The 16,104-nt window shown below is 74.0% G+C and carries 16 protein-coding genes; 7 read left to right on the top strand and 9 right to left on the bottom strand.

Annotated features, from left to right (window positions below; all coding sequences use genetic code 11):
* Nucleotides 1–5 precede the first annotated feature (5 nt).
* Entirely contained in the window at nucleotides 6–944 is a 939-nt protein-coding gene (locus ACI78Q_RS10585; RefSeq protein WP_456923306.1) for an NADP-dependent oxidoreductase, read from the bottom strand.
* A 194-nt stretch (nucleotides 945–1,138) separates the two neighbouring features.
* Between ACI78Q_RS10585 and ACI78Q_RS10580 the strand changes: the two genes are divergently transcribed.
* Complete coding sequence (locus ACI78Q_RS10580; RefSeq protein ID WP_456923305.1) at nucleotides 1,139–1,855, top strand: DUF4230 domain-containing protein; 717 nt, start codon at nucleotides 1,139–1,141, stop codon at nucleotides 1,853–1,855.
* A gap of 181 nt (nucleotides 1,856–2,036) precedes the next feature.
* On the opposite strand, the gene ACI78Q_RS10575 is transcribed toward ACI78Q_RS10580, so the two are convergent.
* On the bottom strand, nucleotides 2,037–3,233 hold the full coding sequence (locus ACI78Q_RS10575) for an acyl-CoA dehydrogenase family protein (protein ID WP_456923304.1): 1,197 nt from the start codon (nucleotides 3,231–3,233) through the stop codon (nucleotides 2,037–2,039).
* Between the two features lie 55 nt (nucleotides 3,234–3,288).
* Here ACI78Q_RS10575 and ACI78Q_RS10570 point away from each other — a divergent pair, with 55 nt between their 5' ends.
* Nucleotides 3,289–3,996 (top strand): hypothetical protein, encoded by a 708-nt coding sequence (locus ACI78Q_RS10570; protein WP_456923303.1) that lies wholly within the window; start codon nucleotides 3,289–3,291, stop codon nucleotides 3,994–3,996.
* A 23-nt stretch (nucleotides 3,997–4,019) separates the two neighbouring features.
* A complete protein-coding gene (locus ACI78Q_RS10565) occupies nucleotides 4,020–4,445 on the top strand; it encodes a DUF4190 domain-containing protein (protein WP_456923302.1) in 426 nt (141 codons plus the stop codon).
* Nucleotides 4,446–4,496: 51 nt separating this feature from the next.
* Here the strand turns inward: ACI78Q_RS10565 and ACI78Q_RS10560 are convergent, their stop codons facing one another.
* Genes ACI78Q_RS10560 through ACI78Q_RS10550 form a run of 3 tightly spaced genes read right to left on the bottom strand, consistent with a single transcriptional unit; the run spans nucleotide 4,497 to nucleotide 7,281 of the window.
* The gene (locus ACI78Q_RS10560) at nucleotides 4,497–5,450 is read right to left on the bottom strand and encodes an HpcH/HpaI aldolase/citrate lyase family protein (RefSeq protein ID WP_456923301.1); all 954 of its coding nucleotides are present in this window, start codon (nucleotides 5,448–5,450) and stop codon (nucleotides 4,497–4,499) included.
* A gap of 32 nt (nucleotides 5,451–5,482) precedes the next feature.
* A complete protein-coding gene (locus ACI78Q_RS10555) occupies nucleotides 5,483–6,376 on the bottom strand; it encodes a DMT family transporter (RefSeq protein WP_456923300.1) in 894 nt (297 codons plus the stop codon).
* Between the two features lie 26 nt (nucleotides 6,377–6,402).
* On the bottom strand, nucleotides 6,403–7,281 hold the full coding sequence (locus tag ACI78Q_RS10550) for a PhzF family phenazine biosynthesis protein (RefSeq protein ID WP_456923299.1): 879 nt from the start codon (nucleotides 7,279–7,281) through the stop codon (nucleotides 6,403–6,405).
* A gap of 109 nt (nucleotides 7,282–7,390) precedes the next feature.
* On the opposite strand from ACI78Q_RS10550, the gene ACI78Q_RS10545 reads away from it, so the two are divergent.
* From ACI78Q_RS10545 to ACI78Q_RS10535, 3 genes are read left to right on the top strand one after another with little or no spacing between them, the layout of a single operon-like run.
* On the top strand, nucleotides 7,391–8,629 hold the full coding sequence (locus ACI78Q_RS10545) for a magnesium transporter MgtE N-terminal domain-containing protein (RefSeq protein WP_456923298.1): 1,239 nt from the start codon (nucleotides 7,391–7,393) through the stop codon (nucleotides 8,627–8,629).
* Nucleotides 8,622–9,137, top strand: a complete 516-nt coding sequence (locus ACI78Q_RS10540; RefSeq protein WP_456923296.1) for a DUF1003 domain-containing protein — start codon at nucleotides 8,622–8,624, stop codon at nucleotides 9,135–9,137. The genes ACI78Q_RS10545 and ACI78Q_RS10540 overlap by 8 nt, the downstream gene beginning before the upstream one ends.
* Nucleotides 9,138–9,189: 52 nt before the next feature.
* Nucleotides 9,190–9,666 (top strand): methylated-DNA--[protein]-cysteine S-methyltransferase, encoded by a 477-nt coding sequence (locus ACI78Q_RS10535; protein ID WP_456923295.1) that lies wholly within the window; start codon nucleotides 9,190–9,192, stop codon nucleotides 9,664–9,666.
* A gap of 54 nt (nucleotides 9,667–9,720) precedes the next feature.
* On the opposite strand, the gene ACI78Q_RS10530 is transcribed toward ACI78Q_RS10535, so the two are convergent.
* From ACI78Q_RS10530 to ACI78Q_RS10515, 4 genes are all read right to left on the bottom strand, one after another.
* Nucleotides 9,721–11,349 carry a hypothetical protein gene (locus ACI78Q_RS10530; protein WP_456923294.1) on the bottom strand — a complete coding sequence of 543 codons (1,629 nt, stop codon included), beginning with the start codon at nucleotides 11,347–11,349 and terminating at the stop codon, nucleotides 9,721–9,723.
* Entirely contained in the window at nucleotides 11,350–13,491 is a 2,142-nt protein-coding gene (locus ACI78Q_RS10525; RefSeq protein ID WP_456923293.1) for a hypothetical protein, read from the bottom strand.
* Between the two features lie 108 nt (nucleotides 13,492–13,599).
* The gene (locus ACI78Q_RS10520; RefSeq protein WP_456923292.1) at nucleotides 13,600–13,917 is read right to left on the bottom strand and encodes an AzlD domain-containing protein; all 318 of its coding nucleotides are present in this window, start codon (nucleotides 13,915–13,917) and stop codon (nucleotides 13,600–13,602) included.
* Nucleotides 13,914–14,615 carry an AzlC family ABC transporter permease gene (locus ACI78Q_RS10515; protein WP_456923291.1) on the bottom strand — a complete coding sequence of 234 codons (702 nt, stop codon included), beginning with the start codon at nucleotides 14,613–14,615 and terminating at the stop codon, nucleotides 13,914–13,916. The genes ACI78Q_RS10520 and ACI78Q_RS10515 overlap by 4 nt, the downstream gene beginning before the upstream one ends.
* Nucleotides 14,616–14,775: 160 nt before the next feature.
* Between ACI78Q_RS10515 and ACI78Q_RS10510 the strand changes: the two genes are divergently transcribed.
* Nucleotides 14,776–15,927 (top strand): Mrp/NBP35 family ATP-binding protein, encoded by a 1,152-nt coding sequence (locus ACI78Q_RS10510; protein ID WP_456923290.1) that lies wholly within the window; start codon nucleotides 14,776–14,778, stop codon nucleotides 15,925–15,927.
* The last annotated feature ends 177 nt before the right edge of the window (nucleotides 15,928–16,104 follow it).

Raw genomic sequence — 16,104 nt, 5'->3', positions numbered from 1 at the left:
GACCGCTAGAAGGTGATGACCAGGCGCCCGCGCACGCCGCCGCCCTCCAGCACGCGGTGCGCCTCGGCGGCCTGCTCGGCGGGGAAGGTGCGGGCCACCCGGAGGGTCACCACGCCGTCCTCCACCAGCTGCCGCAGCTCGTCGAGCTTCTGCTGCTCCTCGCCGTAGGTGCGCACCATCACCGGGTGCACGCGCAGCCCGCGCTCCCCGTTCCCCCGGTAGCCGCGGACGGTCGTCACGGCGCCGCCGTCCTTGACCGCCGGGAGCACGAGCTCGTCCTGCACCGAGCCGTCGGCCAGCCCGTCGACGCCGTCCGGGTACAGCTCGCGGATGCGGTCGGCGACGTCGTCCCCACGCCGGACGACGGCGTCCGCGCCGAGGTCCCGGACCAGCTGCTCGTCGGCCCCCGAGGCGTCGGCGACGACGGTCAGGCCCGCCTGCTTGGCCAGCTGGACGACGTAGCCGCCGAACGCGCCGGCCGCGCCGGTCACGGCCAGCACCTGGCCGGGCTCCAGCGCCATGAGGTCGAGGGCGAGTCGCGCGGTGAGGCCGTTCATCGGCAGGGTCGCGGCCTCGACGTCCGTGGCGCCCTTCGGCGAGCGGGCGACCGCCCCCACGGGGACGACGAGGTCCTCGCGGTACCCGCCGTGCGCACCGGAGGGCAGCACGACCGCCATGACCTGCTCCCCCACCTGCAGGTCGGTGTCGACGTCCGGGCCGATCTCGACCAGCTCACCGGCGGCGTCCATGCCGGGCACGAACGGGAACTCCTTGACCGGGTCGCGCTGGGCGTAGCTGCCGTTGCGGGCGTAGGTGTCCGTGGGGTTCACCGTCGCCGCGGTCACCCGCAGCCGCACCTGGCCCGCGCCCAGCGGCTCGGCCGGGACGTCGAGGACGTGCAGGGCCTCCGGCCCACCGAACTCGGTCACTCCGACAGCTCTCATGCCCCCAGCCAAGCCGGTGCGGCGGACCGGTGTTCCCGTCCTTCCACGCAGCAGAACCCCAGCCGGTTCGGGGCGCCTCCCCGGATGGGCCCCCGACCGTGGTGCCGGTGGACGGCGGGACGTGTCGGGAATGGACCGCCCCCGCCGGTCGCTGAACCGGGCGATCCCCCCGCACGACCCGCGAGAGGTGCCGCATGCCAGCTCTGCTGCAGGACCGGTCCACCGACGTCCACGCGGACGGCGCCCGGGCGCCGCGGCGTTCCCGGCGCACGCGGCGGCGGCTGGTCGCCGCCGGGGTCGGGCTCACCGTGCTCGTGCCCCTGTCCGCGCAGCTGCGGGACTGGCTGCCCGGCAACCCCTTCGGGCAGGACGTGGTCGACCGCAGCACCACCCCGCTGCTGCTGGCCCTCGACGACCTGCACGAGTACCACGCGGCGACGGGCACCTTCCAGGTCGTCGTCGACCGCGAGGTGGACACCCGCTACGTGCCCTCGGTGATCAGCGGTGAGCGGGTCACCTACCTGGCCACCGGCACCGCCGACGCCTCCGTCGACTTCGAGGGCCTGGACGCCGAGCGGGTGACGCTGTCGGCCGACGGCGAGTCGGCCACGATCGTGCTGCCGGCCCCGCGCATCGGCGAGGTGCGCATCGACCCCGCCGAGAGCCGCGTCCTCGACCGGGACCGCGGCCTGGTCGAGCGGGTCGGGGATGCCCTCGCCGACGACCCCGCCGCCGACGACCCCGAGCTGTTCGCCCTCGCCGAGAGCCGCCTGGCCGCGGCCGCGAACGGGAGCGACCTGGTCAGCCGCGCCGAGGACAACACCCGCTCGATGCTCACCACCCTGGCGCAGTCGCTGGGCGTCGACGAGGTCGAGGTCCGGTTCGAGGAGGCTCCCGGCAGCGCCGGCTGACCTCTCTCCCCGCGCGCGCTCGTGCTCTGCCCATCGACCTGGGCAGAGCACGAAGGCGGGGCGCCACCACCTGCTGCCGCGGGAACTCGTGCTCTGCCCAGCGGTGTGGGCAGAGCACGAGCTCCTGCAGGGACACCATGGCCCCAGCCCTCCGGCGAGGGCACCCCGGGACCCAGGTCGCTCAGCGCTTGAGTGCGTACTCCTTGAGCAGTCCCCGGCTGATGATCGTCTTCTGGATCTCGCTGGTGCCCTCACCGATGAGCAGGAACGGCGCCTCGCGCATCAGCCGCTCGATCTCGTACTCCTTGGAGTACCCGTAGCCGCCGTGGATCCGGAAGGCCTGCGTGGTCACCTCCGCGCAGTACTCGCTGGCCAGCAGCTTGGCCATGCCGGCCTGGACGTCGTTGCGCTCGCCGGAGTCCTTGAGGCGGGCGGCGTTGACCATCATCAGGTGCGCGGCCTCGACCTTGGTGGCCATCTCGGCCAGCTGGAACGCGATGGCCTGGTGCGCGGCGATCGGCTTGCCGAAGGTCTCCCGCTGCTGCGCGTAGGCCACGGCCAGCTCGAAGGCCCGGATCGAGATGCCGCAGGCACGGGCGGCGACGTTGACCCGGCCCACCTCGACGCCGTCCATCATCTGCGCGAACCCGCGGCCCGGCGTCCCCCCGAGGACGTCGCCGGCCGAGGCGCGGAAGCCGTCGAACACCAGCTCGGTGGTGTCCACGCCCTTGTAGCCCATCTTGTCGATCTTCCCGGGGATGGTGAGCCCGGGGAGCACCTCGCCGAAGCCGGCCGGCTTCTCGACGAGGAAGGTCGTCAGGTTCTGGTGCGCCTTCGCCGCCCCCTCGTCGGTGCGCACGAGCGCGGCGACGAGGGTGGAGCTGGCGCCGTTGGTCAGCCACATCTTCTGGCCGTCGATCACGTACCCGTCGCCGTCGCGGACCGCCCTGGTGCGGATGCCGGCGACGTCGGAGCCGAGCCCCGGCTCGGACATCGAGAACGCGCCGCGCACCTCCCCGGTGGCCATACGGGGCAGCAGCCGCTGCTTCTGCTCCTCCGTGCCGTGCTGGACGAGCATGTAGGCCACGATGAAGTGCGTGTTGATGACGCCGGAGACGCTCATCCAGCCGCGGGCGATCTCCTCGACCACCAGCGCGTACGTCAGCAGAGACTCCCCCAGGCCGCCGTACTCCTCGGGGATGGTCAGCCCGAAGATGCCCAGCTCCTTCAGGCCCTCGACGATCTCGGTCGGGTAGACGTCGCCGTGCTCCAGCTCCTGGGCGGACGGGATGATCTCCTTGTCCACGAAGCTCCTGACCGTCGCCAGGATCTCCTGCTGGACGTCGGTGAGGTCGGCGGTCTGGGCCAGGCGGGTCATGGCGAAAGCTCCTCCGGGACTCCGGTGTCCGTGGTTACCGGTGAGTATGGAGCACGTGAGATGTCCCCCGGCCGCGACGCTCGGCGCCGTCCGCGTGACCGCGCGCCTGGCCGCCGTCCTCACCGCCTGGGCACTGCTGGCGGGCTGCGGCGGCGACCCCGGCGAGCGAGCGCCGCGGGAGGACCCGGCCCCCGCGCAGGCCGAGCAGTCGGCCGCGGCCGCCGCCGACCCGGCGTCCGCGACCACCCCCGCGGAGGCCGCACTGGCCGTGGCGCTGCGCGCCGGTGACCTCCCGGCGGGGTGGACCGTGCAGGCGAACCCGGTGGCCGACGACGACCTCTCCGACGACCCGAGCCTGGACGGCATCTGCGGGATCTCCTCCACCTCCGAGGCGCACCGGACGGCGAAGCACCCCGTGGTCGGGCTGGACGCCGACGGCATCCCGGGCCTGGTCTCGGAGGCCATCGCCTACGACTCGGCCGCGGCCGGCGCGCTGGCGATGACCGAGCTGCGGGACGCCTTCGAGTCCTGCCCGGCCGGCGACCGGACCTTCCTCGACCCACCCGTCGTCGACGGGCTCACCGGCACGGTCGTGGCCGTCCGCTACCGGCTGGCGGACGGGACGACGCAGGACGTGCTCGCGCAAGGGCGTGGCGCGGTGGTGTCGGTGCTCATCGCGGAGGATCCTGCGGCGGGCGCGACGGCGGCCGAGGGCATCGCCGCCCGGATGGCGTCCCTGCCCGCCCCCGCGACCGGCGGCTGAGCCACCACGACGAGAGGACCCGCATGAGCAGCGACGCGCCCGGCCACGGGCAGCCGGCCGGCCACGGCCCGCCCCCGGGACACGGAGCGCCGGCGTACGGGCCGCCTCCCGGGTACGGCGCGCCTCACGGCTACGGCCCACCGCCCGCCTACGGCCCGCCGCCGGGGTACGGCGCGCCTCCCGGATACGGTCCGCCGCCCGGCCTCTACCGGCGGCCCACCAACACCATGGCGATCCTCGCCCTCGTGATGGCGTTCGTGTTCGCGCCGGCCGGGCTGGTGCTCGGGGTGGTCGCGCGCCGGCAGATCCGGCAGACCGGCGAGGAGGGCGACGGCCTCGCGCTGGCCGGGATCATCGTCGGCGCGATCGCCTGCGCGCTCGTCGCCCTGGCGTTCGTCCTGTGGTTCATCGCGCTGGCCTCGCTGTCGAGCGTCTCCTTCGGCCCGTGAGACCGCGACGGCCCGCCCCGGCGCACCGGGCGGGCCGTCGCGTCCGGCGGCTCAGGCTTCGGGCGGGGTGAACGACGAGGTGCGGGTGAGGCCCGCGGCGCGGCCCTTGCCGGCGATGACCAGCGCCATCTTGCGGCTGGCCTCGTCGATCATCTCGTCGCCGAGCATCGCCGAGCCCTTCTTGCCGCCGGCCTCCGAGGTCGACCACTCGTAGGCGTCGAGGATGAGCTCGGCGTGGTCGTAGTCCTCCTGGGACGGCGCGTAGATCTCGTTGGCCGCGTCGATCTGGCCGGGGTGCAGCACCCACTTGCCGTCGAAGCCGAGCACCGCCGAGCGCTTGGCGACCTCGCGGAACGCGTCGACGTCCCGGATCTGCAGGAACGGCCCGTCGATCGCCTGCACACCGCGGGCGCGGGCGGCCATGAGGATCTGCATGAGGATGTAGTGGAACGGGTCGCCGGCGTAGTCCGGGTGCAGCGCGCCCACCACCAGCGACTTCATGTTGATCGACGCCATGAAGTCGGCCGGGCCGAAGATGATCGTCTCGATCCGCGGGCTGGCGAAGGCGATGTCGTTGACGTTGATCAGGCCCTGGGCGTTCTCGATCTGCGCCTCGATGCCGATCCGGCCCACCTCGAGGCCGTTGGACTTCTCGACCTGGGTGAGCAGCAGGTCCAGGGCCCGCACCTGGGTGGCGTCGACGACCTTGGGCAGCATGATGCAGTCCAGCTCGGCGCCCGCGCCCTCCACGACCTCGATGACGTCGTGGTAGGTCCACTCCGTCGTCCAGTCGTTGACCCGGACGGTGCGGATCTTGTCGCCCCAGCCGCCCTCGTTCAGCGCCGCGACGATGTTCTTGCGGGCGCCCGGCTTGGCCAGCGGGGCACAGGCGTCCTCCAGGTCGAGGAAGACCTGGTCGGCCGGCAGGCCCTTCGCCTTCTCCAGGAACCGCGGGTTGCTGCCCGGGACGGCGAGGTTGGAACGGCGGGATCGGAGCTCGGCCACGACCGGAGGGTAGCGACGGGGTCGCGGGCCCGTCAGGTCGCCGGCTCGACCAGCGTGCTGGGCCGGCTGGCCCGCACCACGAGCGCGACGCCGACGACGACGAGCAGCACGCCGGGCAGGGCGAGCAGCGGCGGCACCTGCTGCAGCAGCACCAGCGCGAACAGCAGCGCGCCGGGCACCTCGAGCAGGACGACGAGCGACACCACGGTGGGGCCGACCGAGGACAGCACCCGGTTGAGCAGCGTGTGGCCCAGCAGCTGCGCGCAGAAGGTGATCCCGGCGATCAGCAGCCAGTCGCGGGCGCTGAACCCGGCCAGCGGAGCCCGGACGACGACGGCCGACACCGCGATCGCCGCCGCGCACACCGAGTAGCAGACCACCGCGTACGCCGAGGTGGTCAGGCGCTGGCGGGCCCGCGCGCCCGCCAGCACGTACCCGCCGGCGCAGACCGCGCCGAGCAGCGCGAGCCCGTCCCCGGCCAGGGCGCGCAGGCTCACCGTCACGTCGACCCCCGCGATGAGCGCGACCCCGAGCACCGCGATCACCAGTCCCCACCAGATGGCCGCGGGCAGCCGCACGCCGCTCACCCGGGCCGCCAGCGCCGTCCAGATGGGGGTGGTGGTGACCAGCGCGGTCGAGGCGGCCACCGTGGTCATCGACAGGCTCGGGAGCCAGGCGGCGAAGTGGGCGGCGAGGAACAGCCCGGCCACCACCGAGCTGCCGAGGTCACGCGGGCGCAGGCCGGCCAGCGTCGAGCGGTCCCGGAGGAGGACCACCGGCAGCAGGGTCCCCGCGCCACCCACGTTGCGCCAGAAGGCCAGCGCCAGCATCGGCGCGGTCACCAGCGTGGTCAGCGGCGCCGACAGCGAGATGCCGAGGACGGCCACGGCGATGATGCCGACGTCCCGTCCGCCGGGCCGGTGCACGTCCCACGCGGACGCCGCCGGAGCGCTCAGGAGGGCACCCGGATCCGGCCGCGGGCGACCGGCACCACCGCACCCTGCACGGTCGTCGCCGTGGTCCGTCCCCCGGAGGCGGTGACGGTGCAGGAGAGCACCGACGGGCGGCCCATGGCCTCGCCCTGGCGGACGACGTAGGACGACGTCCCGTCGGGGGCGACCAGGCCGGTGGCGACCAGCCAGACGCCGGTGCCCAGGGCCGCCGAGCCGGTCGCCGGGTCCTCCCCCCACCCCAGGTCGGCCGCGAAGACGCGCGCGTAGGCGGTGGAGGCCGCGGCGTCCCAGGACAGCACCGAGACGCCCTCCCCCACCCCCAGCTCGCCGAGCAGGGCCGGGACGGGAGCGGCGGCGTCGACCACCTCGGGACGGACCGCCAGGAAGCTGAAGGGCAGCCCGCAGCCGGCGACGTGCGCGGGCAGGCCGACGGCGTCGGCGGCCGAGAGCCCCATCGCCGCGGCCAGCGCACCGGGCTCGGGGCCGTCCTCGAGGGTGGGCCGCCCGCCGGAGAGGGTCGCGCCGTCGTCGTCCACCACGAGGTCGAGGACGCCGGCGCCGCACTCCTGGCGCACGGTGCCCGCGGGCAGCCGCCCGGCGCGGACCAGCGTGTGCGCCGCGCCGACGCTCGGGTGCCCGGCGAAGGGCAGCTCGGCGTACGGCGTGAAGATGCGGACCCGGTAGTCGGCCCCCGAGCCCTCGGAGGGCGCGCACAGGAACGAGGTCTCCGACAGGTGGAACTCGTTGGCCAGCGCCTGGCACTGCTCCGTCGTCAGCCCGTCGGCGTCGTACACGACGGCCAGCGGGTTGCCCGCGAAGGCGCGGGGGGCGAAGACGTCGACGACCTCGTACTCGAGCTCGGCTGCGGGGGACGACACGGCGCCGACGGTAGCCTCAGCGCGCGTGGCCGGTCTCGCCAGGCCACGGCACCGCCGGTCAGATCCACACCCTCGGCACGGAGCCGACGATCGCCATCGAGGAGGTTCCGTGACCACGGTGACGAGGGCCTACGTCTCCCGGCTCGCCGGGCTGCCGGTCTTCGACCCCAACGGCGACCGGGTCGGCAAGGTCCGGGACGTCGTCGTCGCCCTGCGGGTGGGCACCGCCGCGCCCCGGGTGCTGGGGCTGGTGGTCGAGGTGGTGGCCCGCCGGCGCATCTTCGTGCCGATGGGCCGGGTGACCGCCGTCGACACCGGCGCGGTCGTGCTGGCCTCGGGCACCCTCAACCTCAAGCGCTTCGAGCAGCGGGCCGGCGAGACCCTCGTCCTCGGGGAGCTGCTGGACCGTGCCGTGCACATCGCCGAGTCCGGCCGCCCCGCGCACGTGGTCGACGCCGGCATCGAGCAGACCCGCACCGCCGACTGGGTGCTGTCCAAGCTCGCCGTCCAGGAACCCGGCCGGCTGGGCCGCCGGGGCCAGCTGCACACCCTGAACTGGGACGAGGTCACCGGCCTGGCGCTGCCGCAGGGCGGCCAGGGCGCGGAGACCCTCATCGCCACGTACCGCGAGCTCAACGCCGCCGACCTCGCCCACGCCCTGCAGGACCTCCCGATCAAGCGCCGGCACGAGGTGGCCGAGGCCCTGGACGACGAGCGGCTGGCCGACGTCCTCGGGGAGCTGCCGGAGGCCGACCAGATCACCATCCTGGGCACCCTCGACGAGGGCCGCGCCGCCGACGTCCTCGAGGTGATGGACCCCGACGACGCCGCGGACCTGCTCGCCGAGCTCTCGAACGTCGACCGCAACCGGCTGCTGGAGCTCATGGAGCCCGACGAGGCCGAGCCGGTGCGGCAGCTGCTGCAGTACTCCGAGGACACCGCCGGCGGGATCATGACCAGCGAGCCGGTGATCCTCTCCCCCGACGCCACCATCGCCGAGGCACTGGCGCGGGTGCGCGAGCCGGAACTGACCCCGGCGCTGGCCAGCCAGGTGTACGTGTGCCGGCCGCCGTCGGCCACCCCGACCGGCCGCTACCTCGGCCTGGCCCACATCCAGCGGATGCTCCGCGAACCGCCGTCCACCCTGGTCAGCGGGGTCGTCGACGACCTGGAGCCGCTGCGGCCGGAGGCGCCGCTGGCCGAGGTGACCCGCTACTTCGCCACCTACAACCTGGTCGCCGCGCCGGTCGTCGACGCCCAGGGCCGGCTCGTGGGCGCGGTCAGCGTGGACGACGTCCTGGACCACCTGCTGCCCGAGAACTGGCGCGAGCGGGCCCGCCGTGGCTGAGGGCCGCCGGCTCGACGTCCCCCGGGGTGCGCGCGGGTTCGGCAGCTTCCTGCGCCTGGACCCCGACGCGGTCGGCCGCTTCGCCGAGGGCATCGCCCGGTTCCTCGGCACCGGCCGCTTCCTCGCCGTCCAGACCGTCATCGTGACGGTGTGGATCATCCTCAACGTCTTCGCGGTCCGCCTGCAGTGGGACCCCTACCCCTTCATCCTGCTCAACCTGGCCTTCTCCACCCAGGCCGCCTACGCCGCGCCGCTGATCCTGCTGGCGCAGAACCGGCAGGCCGACCGCGACCGCGTGCAGGCCGAGGAGGACCGGGCCCGCGCCGCCTCCACCCGCGCCGACACCGAGTACCTGGCCCGGGAGCTGGCCTCGCTGCGGGTCGCCGTCGGCGAGCTGGCCACCCGCGACTTCATCCGCGGCGAGCTCAGCCGGCTGGCGGAGGACGGCGGCGACGACACGGACAAGCGCGAGAAGAAGGCCAAGAAGAAGCGCGACGCCCTCGGCTGAGGACGCCGGCGCTGCGCCGGTCCTGTCGGTGCCGTGCGTCACGATCCGGGGCGTGACGCGCACGCACACCGTCACCGGGTCGCCGATCGGCCCGCTGACGCCGGTGGCCGAGGGCGACGCGCTGGTCGCCCTGTACATGGACGTGCCCGACGGGGCCGCGCTCGGGGAACGGGACGACGCCGCGTTCACCGACGTCGTCCGGCAGCTGGAGGAGTACTTCGCCGGCGACCGGAGGGAGTTCGACCTGCGGCTGCGGCCGTCGGGCAACGAGCTGCAGCTGGCGGTCTGGCGGCTCATGGCGGAGATCCCCTACGGCGAGACGCGCTCCTACGGCTCCCTCGCCCGGCAGCTCGGCGACCGGACCCTCGCCCAGGCGGTGGGCACGGCGTGCGGGCGCAACCCGTTGCCGGTCGTGATCCCGTGCCACCGGGTGATCGGCGCCGACGGCCGCCTCGTCGGCTTCGGCGGCGGGCTGCACCGCAAGCGGCTCCTCCTCGACCTGGAGCAGCGCGACCGGCGACTGTTCTGAGCCCGCGGGTCAGCCGGTCAGGACGTGCACCAGCGCGCCGGCGGCGTCCGCGAGCTACACCGGCAGGTACCAGCGGCCCAGCCAGCGTTCCCGCGACGTGATCCGCAGTCGGCACTCCTCCGGGTCCAGCCCGTTGGCGTCCAAGCTGGCGCGCACGTACTCCTCCGCCCGCTCGGACAGGCCCCGGAGCAGCGTCACCGCGGTCTCCATGCGGGCGAGAGGCCTGAGGGTGAGCGCGACCTTGGCCCGCCCCCGCAGCCGCCCGTCGTCCACCCGGCGCGTCCGGGCGTAGGCGACTTCGGCCTCGACGTCCTCGGCGGTGAGGAAGTCGGTGAGCAGGTCGAGGATCTGCCCCTGGGTCAGGGTGCTGGCCGGGAGGTCCCATGCCGCCCAGAGCGGGTAGGGCCCGACGAGCGGATCGAACGGCTTGGCCATGGGAGGCGCCACGTAGGGCTCGCTCCGGAGCAGTTGGTACCCGGCGGCAGGCCTCAGGTCGCCACCGAACTCCCCTCCGGTGTCGGTGAAGTCGCCCAGGGAACAGATGCCCCTCAGCTGGCTGATCCCCTTCTCGACCGACCGCACGCTCCCTCCCGAGGTCCGGACGATCCTGTCCTCGGCGGTCGGGGAGACGGCGAGGAGCATGTTGATCACCGCCATCTCCGACAACGAGGACGCCGCCGCCGACACCACCCCGATCCCCTCCTGCTGCAGCAGTGCCGCGATGGCGTGGCAGGAGCCCACCCGGGCCGGTCCGACGGCGGTGGCGAGCACGAGGCGCGTCGGGTTGTCGTCGGGCAGCACCCCGAACCGTGTGTCGCGCGCGGTGCTGAAGGTCGCCGGGTCGCCCGCCCGGACCTGGGACCACTCACCGCGGATGCGGCGTACCCGCCGATCGCCCACGTACAACGACAGTCCCCACTCGGCGGCGAAGCGGTCGACGGCGTCGAGGAAGGCGATCCGCGCGTCGGACTGGTGGCGGCCGACACCCACCGACAGCCGGATCGCGTGCCCGTTGGCCGGGCGGCCGGCCTCCCGGCTGCCGTCACCCGCGGCTTCCGTGGCGGGGGCAACCGGTGTCTGCATGAAGAGGATCGGCGCCTTGGCCACGTGGGCGGCGAGGTGGGATAGGGTGCTCAGGGCTGCGGTGAGGAAGAGGCTGTCGCGGATGCTGGGCCGCCAACCGCGCGCCCCGTAGGTCAGCAGCACCTCGACGCCCTGGGCGTTCTCGAAGAGGAAGCCGGGGTTGGGCACGGCCGTCCCCACGTACCGCCGGCCCTGTTTCCGCCCGCGCAACCTGCCGGTCTCGAAGACCGTCACCTCACGCGGGTCACGCCTGACCTCGGGCCAGGTCGTCACCTCGATGCGGCACCGCAGCGCGGAGAAGAGGAACTCCTCGTGCGGCCCGTCGAACCCGTCCAGCCGCCCCGTGTCGGCATCGGCTGCCTCCACCGGCCCGGGCGCCCTCGTCTCCTCCACGCCGAACAACGGCGCCGCCAGCCCGTCCCCGCCGGATTCCCCAGGGAGCTGGTCGGGGCGTGCGCCCGGCCGGGCCGTCGACGTGGCCGTCCCGGCGCGGTCGGGGCCGGAGTGCAGCACCTGCAACCTGACGGCGGAGTTGCCCGCGGCCGCGGACCGCGCGGCGATGCGCACCAGCTCGGCGGGCCGGTCCAGATCGCCCAACACCTAGATCACGCCCTTGCCGTCGAACCGGACGTCCACCGCGCCGACTTCCCCCCGGCCGTTACCGGACATCTCCTGGCGCAGCCAGGCGGGCAGGGCCGGCACGAGCGGAACGCGCTGACGGCGCAACCGGCGCCGCAGCAACATCTCCCACGCACTGAGGGCCAGCAGGAGGAGGAGGCCGCCGGCCGCCGCCCGGAAGGCCCACAGGAGGCTCGAGGGGTCGTCGGTCCCGGCGATGGTCAGGGCGAGCACCGCGGTCACACCGATCGCGAGATAGGCCAGCCGGGTCTGGTAGGCGCGAAGGTGGTGCAGCACCGAGTTCGTCCGTGGCAGCGGCAGCCTGGTCGCGAGCAGCCCAGGGACGACGAGCAGCGCGGCGACGACCGCGTCGCTGCTCTCGAACGCGATCCGGGCGTCGCTCCCCACGCGCCAGTCGAGCAGCCAGTCGGTCGACCGGGTCGCGGTGGTCACGACGAACCCGACGAGGAGAGCCAGGCACCCGATGAACTTGAGTACGGAGCCGACCAGAGACGGCGTCTCGTCGGTCAGCACGAACACGGCACGGGCTGAGACGGGCTCTGCGCTGCGCCGGGTCCACTCGACGAAGCGTGGCCGCCAGTGGACGTGAGCGCCGTGCTCGCGGGGGTCGTCATCGGCGACCACGTCGTCGCCGAGCTGGAGGTCGGGCAGCACCCGGGCCACGTTCCTCAGCGTGCCCGCCGTCAGGGCACTGAACGCCAGCTGCCGGTAGGCGTCGGCGTGGTAGTGACCGGCGAAGGCGGCCAGGTCGGTCAGCGCGAGCGCCGGGACGTCCAGTCGCGCCAGGGCCTCCTCTTGGGACAGGCCAGGATCCGGGATCCTTTCCGGCTCGTAGCCGAAGGAGCGCACGCTGGTGCGGTAGTACTCGAGATACGCCGTCCGGTCAGCGAGCCGCCGGCGCGCCAGCTCGCTGAGCTTCGAGGCGACGCTCTGCAGCTCGGTCTCCAGGAGCTTGCGCGCGATGGAGCCGGCGTCCCGCGGATCCGGGCGCACCCGTAGCGCGTCGAAGTGGTGAGCGAGAGCGGCACAGTCCTGAGTGATGGAGGTGACCAGGGGTGCGTCGACGTCCGTGCAGAGAGCGAATCGGGAGACGTGCACCTCCTCGTCGACCTCGAGCTCCAGGTGGTATGACTCCACCTCCCTGGGCACCTCTGTCGCGAACGTGCCGACCAGAACGCCCGAGTCCGGCCGGAAGCCCCGCAGCCACCTCGCCAGCCGGTGCGAGCTGTGCACGGGGGACAACCGCGGGAGCTCGTACTGCACGGTGAACCCGGCGTCGGTGAACGGCACCTGGACGACGAGGAACTGCTCGCGGACGGCGAAGTCGAGGAGCCTGAAGAACGGGTGGTCGACACCGAGGAGCGCCTCGAGGCCGTTCTGCGCGGCGAGTCGGATGCTGTAGGAATCCGACTCCAGCAAGGGTGGGCTGCCGGGGTCGCGGTGCAGGGGCTCGCGGGTCGCCCGCTGGCTCATCTCCTCCAGGGACCGCGCGTGCGCCGAGCCGGACTCGTCGACCGCGTGCGCGATCGCCATCTCGACCAGCCACCTCGCGCGGTTCTGGGAGTGCCGCAGTGCGTGCAGCGCCGTCCCCCGCACCTGGCCGTCCGGATGGGCGTCCAGGAGCATCCGGAAGAGCCTGATGAGGCCCGCGGAGAGGTTCCGGGCGGAACGGAGCGCCGTCAGCCGCGGGAGGACGTTGCCCTGCCCGTCCCGCACCACCACGGGCGCGATGTCCTGGCGCGGCTGACGCGCGATCGGCAGCCAGACGTGGCCGCGCATCGACTCCTCAGGGGGCTGGGCGTGGTCGACGGGCAGGCGCAGAGCGGACACCTGGTCGGTCGTCAGTGCCCGCAGGTCGACGTCCATCGACACGTCCCGCGCGAGATAGCCGCTCTCGCGGTACGTCAGCCGCTCGGAGATGCGCGTGACGTGGTTCATCCGCAGTGACAGGTCCAGCAGCGCCAGCCCCCGCGCCGACTCCTCCCGCGACACCCGGGGCGGCGTGGACGGGACCGCGAGCGACCACAGGTCCGACAACGGCGCCGTCGGGTCGGCGGACGACGTGGCAGGAGCACCACCTCCCGGCACTGGGCCGTGGCTCATGGCTGCACCTCTCCCCCGACACAGGCGCACGACACCCTGCGACTGTTGCGTGCATCACACGTGCGGGGACTCTACGGCGCGCTCCGGCCTCCAGCGGGCCGAGGTGGGTCAGCCGGTCAGGACGTGCACCAGCGCGCCGGCGAGCCCAGCGAGCACCAGGACGACGATGAACGGCGCCCGCAGGGCCAGCGCGACCGCGGCCACGGCGAGCCCGACCAGCCGCCCGTCGACCACGATCGCGCCGTCGCTGGTGGCGGCCTGGACGGCGACCAGCGCAGCCAGCAGCGCGGCCGGGACGAAGTCGACGACCCGCGCCACCCACGGCTGCTCCACCCACGCCGCCGGCACCGACAGCCCCGCGAGCTTGAGCAGGTAGCAGCCCAGCGACCCGGCGACGACCGCCACCCACAGCGCGGTGCCGCTCACTGCGCGCCCTCCGGAGCGACCCGCGCGCGGGGCCGACCGGCGAGGGCGACGGCCACGACCGCGGCGATGACCTGCACGCCGGGTGGCACGAACGGCGTCAGCGCCAGCGCCACCACCGCGCCCCCGAGCGCGACCCGCCGCTGCACCGCCGCCTCGGGGAACGGCCGCCGCAGTCGCGGCCACAGCAGGGCCAGGAACGCGGCCGGGACGACGGCGTCGAGCGCGGCCAGCGCCGCACCGCTGAGCGCCGCCGCGCCGAGCGAGCCGACCACCGTCGTGAGGTTCCAGATCAGGAAGATCGTCGCGCCGCCGGCCAGGAAGGCCAGCCGCGCCAGGCCCCGGTCGGGGGCGGCGATGGCCAGCGCCGTCGTCTCGTCGATGACCCAGTGCGCCGTCCCCAGCCGCGGCACCGCACCCCGCGGCCGCAGCAGCGGCACCAGCCGGACGCCGTACACGGTGTTGCGGGTGCCGAGCAGCAGCGCGCTGCCGACGGCGGCCAGCACGCCGCCGCCCGCGCCGAGCACACCGACCAGGGCGAACTGGGAGGCGCCGGTGAACATGAGCAGCGACATCGTCATCGCCTGCCAGAGGTCCAGCCCCGCGGCGTCGGCCGCGGCGCCGAAGGCCACGCCGTAGAGGCCGACGGCCACCCCGAGCCCGATCGCGTCGCGCAGGGTGGCGGAACGCTGGTCGGACACGCGGCCAGGGTAGTGAGCGCCTCCGTGCGTACCGGATCACTCCTCGGACGGCGGGCTGGGCCGGTGGGCCGCCGTACAGTGGCAGGAGACCCGTGTGCGCAGGTCCCCGCCCCTCGCGGCGGACCGACCGGGTCCCCCGTCGAAGGAGACAGACGCAACGATGTCCGCCCCGCTGACCGGCGCGCCGGCGCTCGACGCCGTCACCGCCGCTCTGGCCACCGTGCAGGACCCGGAGATCAACCGCCCGCTGACCGAGCTGGGCATGGTCAAGGACGTGCAGATCGCCGAGGACGGCACCGTCCGGGTCGAGGTCTACCTCACCGTCTCTGGCTGCCCGATGCGCGAGACGATCACCAACCGCGTCACCCAGGCCGTCTCCGCCGTCCCCGGTGTCACGGCCGTCCAGGTGGCCCTCGACGTGATGAACGACGAGCAGCGCGCCGAGCTGCGGCGCACCGTCCGTGGCACCGACGCCGCCGACCCGGTCATCCCGTTCGCCCAGCCCGGCTCGCTGACCCGCGTGTACGCCGTCGCCTCCGGCAAGGGCGGCGTCGGCAAGTCGTCGGTCACGGTCAACCTGGCCGCGGCGCTGTCCAAGCGCGGCCTGTCGGTCGGCGTGGTGGACGCCGACATCTACGGCCACTCGGTGCCGCGGATGCTCGGGGTCGACGACAAGCCGACCCAGGTCGACAACATGATCATGCCGCCGCAGGCCTACGGCGTGAAGGTCATCTCGATCGGCATGTTCACCCCGGGCAACACCCCGGTCGTGTGGCGCGGGCCGATGCTGCACCGCGCGCTGCAGCAGTTCCTCGCCGACGTGTGGTGGGGCGACCTCGACGTGCTCCTGCTGGACCTCCCGCCCGGCACCGGCGACGTCGCGATCTCCATCGCCCAGCTGCTGCCCAACGCCGAGATCCTCGTCGTGACGACGCCGCAGCTGGCCGCCGCCGAGGTGGCGGAGCGGGCCGGGGCGATCGCCACCCAGACCCACCAGCAGGTGGTCGGCGTCATCGAGAACATGTCCTGGATGGACCTGCCCGACGGCTCCCGCGTGGAGGTCTTCGGGTCCGGCGGCGGTCAGACCGTCTCCGACGCGCTGACCCGCTCCCTCGGCGCCCGGGTGCCGCTGCTCGGCCAGATCCCGCTCGACACCCGCGTGCGCGAGGCCGGCGACGCCGGTGCGCCGGTCGTGCTCGCCGACCCCGAGTCCTCGGCGGCGCAGGCGCTGACCGCGATCGCCGACGGGCTGGCCACCCGCCAGCGCGGGCTGTCGGGCATGTCGCTGGGGCTCACCCCCGTCCGCCGCTGACCTGATCGACGACAGAGGCCGGTTCCCCGCGAGGGGAACCGGCCTCTGTCGTGTCCGGGACGGGCACTGCGGGCGTTCCCCGCGCCTTGCGGGCGTTGTAGAGCCGGCAGTGCACGAGGAACCCCGGCAATGGAGCCGGGGACGGCACCTGGCCGCGGGTGGACCGGTCGCGGGGGC

Source organism: Geodermatophilus sp. SYSU D00705, assembly GCF_054050135.1.
This window is presented reverse-complemented; position numbering and strand designations above follow the sequence as displayed.

Coding starts and splice junctions, on each gene's coding strand:
- ACI78Q_RS10585 (WP_456923306.1), bottom strand. CDS start 944: ATGAGAGCTGTCGGAGTGACCGAGTTCGGTGGGCCGGAGGCCCTGCAC.
- ACI78Q_RS10580 (WP_456923305.1), top strand. CDS start 1,139: ATGCCAGCTCTGCTGCAGGACCGGTCCACCGACGTCCACGCGGACGGC.
- ACI78Q_RS10575 (WP_456923304.1), bottom strand. CDS start 3,233: ATGACCCGCCTGGCCCAGACCGCCGACCTCACCGACGTCCAGCAGGAG.
- ACI78Q_RS10565 (WP_456923302.1), top strand. CDS start 4,020: ATGAGCAGCGACGCGCCCGGCCACGGGCAGCCGGCCGGCCACGGCCCG.
- ACI78Q_RS10525 (WP_456923293.1), bottom strand. CDS start 13,491: ATGAGCCACGGCCCAGTGCCGGGAGGTGGTGCTCCTGCCACGTCGTCC.
- ACI78Q_RS10510 (WP_456923290.1), top strand. CDS start 14,776: ATGTCCGCCCCGCTGACCGGCGCGCCGGCGCTCGACGCCGTCACCGCC.